Origin of the sequence: Massilia genomosp. 1 (assembly GCF_011682185.1) — a bacterium.
Classification (GTDB): domain Bacteria; phylum Pseudomonadota; class Gammaproteobacteria; order Burkholderiales; family Burkholderiaceae_D; genus Telluria_A; species Telluria_A rubra.
On record NZ_WHJF01000245.1, the window covers coordinates 1 to 1,963 of the forward strand.

Consider the following 1,963-nt stretch of genomic DNA (forward strand, 5'->3'; position numbering starts at 1 on the left):
AAGCCTTCCCCGGGTTGGGCTCACTTACGGTTGAGGATGGATCGGCTAGTCGGTGTTCATACATTCGCTCAAGTTCGTTGATGCCTGATTCATCATCAAGGTCGGCTTCAATTGCCTCTCTCAGGGAATTCTTTACCTTTGCAATTTTATTTCCAATATCATTTTCGATAAAAAAATCCAGCAAGGATGCGGCAATTTCGGCTCTATGACGTTTTCGGTGAAACTTGACGACCGCCACGGTATCGCCTAATTGAAACCGACCGCTTCACGGCGGCCTGCAAGGGATTGACGGGTAAATGAGCGAGTTTGGACATGCGCAGATAGGCGATAGCGATGAAGTTGGCGGCGCTCCGGAAGCCGCGTGCTGCTCGCTTGGCTTGTTGAAGCATGCCGTTCATCGCTTCGACATAGGCGTTGCTGCGGCCATCGAGCATGCCGCGCACGACGCCTGGCAGGCGCTCGCGCAGCGTCAGCGCCAGTTTCTTGAACGGCTCGAGCCGGCTTCGGCGGGCCCACGATATCCAACGCTCCAGCGCCGCCTGCGCCGCTTCCGCGCTGTTGGCGGCCACGGCGTGCCGATAGGTGTCCCGCAATGCTTCTTTCAGCCGCCACGCCCTTGCGCTCTTGAGTCGGGAACGCTGCAAGAGATACATCGTGTCGCGCTGGCGCGCCGTCCAGCTGTGCGCGTCGCGGCGCATGCCCCACATCAACGCACGGACGGTCTTGCGTTCGGTCCCCAAGGCGCTGCGAACGACGCGCGGATGCTCCGCCATTTCCAGCTTGCGTACCTTATCCATCGCATCGTTGGCCAAGGCGATCACGTGGAAGCGGTCGAAGCTGATCTGGGCCTGCGGCAATTGCTCGGTGACGCCCTTGATGTAGGCCTGGCCCATGTCCATGCAGACGTGCTCGATCCGCTGTGGCTGCCCGCCATGGGCGATCAGATCGGCCTTGAAAGCGACCACCGTCTCGTGGTCGCGGCCTTCGGTGGCGAATAGCAGGCGCTTGGCATCCAGGTCGTGAACGACCGTCACGTACTGGTGACCGCGCCGAAGGCTGGTCTCGTCGATGCCGATGAGCTTCACCTCGCTCATGTCATCCTTGCCGCGCGCCACGGCGACGTAATGGCCGACGCTGCGCCACAGGCGATGCGCCGTCACACGCAGCAGCCGGGCTGTCTCGGCCACGGTCATTGTTTGGCACAAGGACATGGCCAGAGCCTCGAACAGTAGAGTGAAATGACTGCCAGGGCGCGACCATGGGACCTCGATGCGCGAGGTCTTTCCGCAGGAGCGGCAGCGCACGCGCGGTACTTCTGCGTGCACCCAAGCTTCAAATTGAAAGAAATCGAGGTGCCGCCAGCTGCGCTGCATGCGGCTGTGGATCTTCTGCGCCGGCGCCTTGCAGGCGGGGCAGGCCATTTCCTCGCTTTGATAGCGAACTTCAAAGTCGATCCGTCTCGCTCCCGTGTCGAGCTTCAATTCGCTCACCTCCCACGGGGCTTGCAAGCCCAGTGCGGTGGTGAACAGGGTTTCCATGCCAATACTCAAACTGCCCTCTCCAGCCGGAAACGCCGGCACGCCTGTTGTCCAAGGTCGCCGCCACGGCCTGCCGCGTCGGCGGCCATGGACCAGCGTATGCGCCCTGCATGCCGTCAAGGGTGCGCTACGCCGGCACGCGCGCAGCGCGCGCCGCCCTTGACCGCACTCCGGGACGGTAGAACCTCACAGCATAGCCGATGTCAAGTTTCACCGGAAACGTCATAGGGCCTAAAAGGGAATGGAGCCCCTTGGGATGAGGTGAATATCTGGATCCTCATGCGCTTAGAAGGACAACCGCAGCCGGATATGGAGAGCTTCCTCGGTATCGCGGAGGACATGACCTCTTACTGTCGGTTCCTGGAAGAGAACGGACTTGATTGGCTAGCGTTCCCCCAGTTCCAACTGCGCCGACCGACCTATCG

2 protein-coding genes are annotated in these 1,963 nt (G+C 61.0%); both read right to left on the reverse strand.

What is annotated here, in order from left to right; translation table 11 throughout:
• Nucleotides 1-238, reverse strand: a 238-nt coding sequence (locus F1735_RS35965) for a hypothetical protein (protein ID WP_167089722.1), incomplete at its 3' end; no start/stop codon positions are given.
• Nucleotides 204-1,550 (reverse strand): ISL3 family transposase, encoded by a 1,347-nt coding sequence (locus F1735_RS33260; protein ID WP_167241238.1) that lies wholly within the window; start codon nucleotides 1,548-1,550, stop codon nucleotides 204-206. The genes F1735_RS33260 and F1735_RS35965, both read right to left, overlap by 35 nt.
• Nucleotides 1,551-1,963 lie beyond the last annotated feature (413 nt).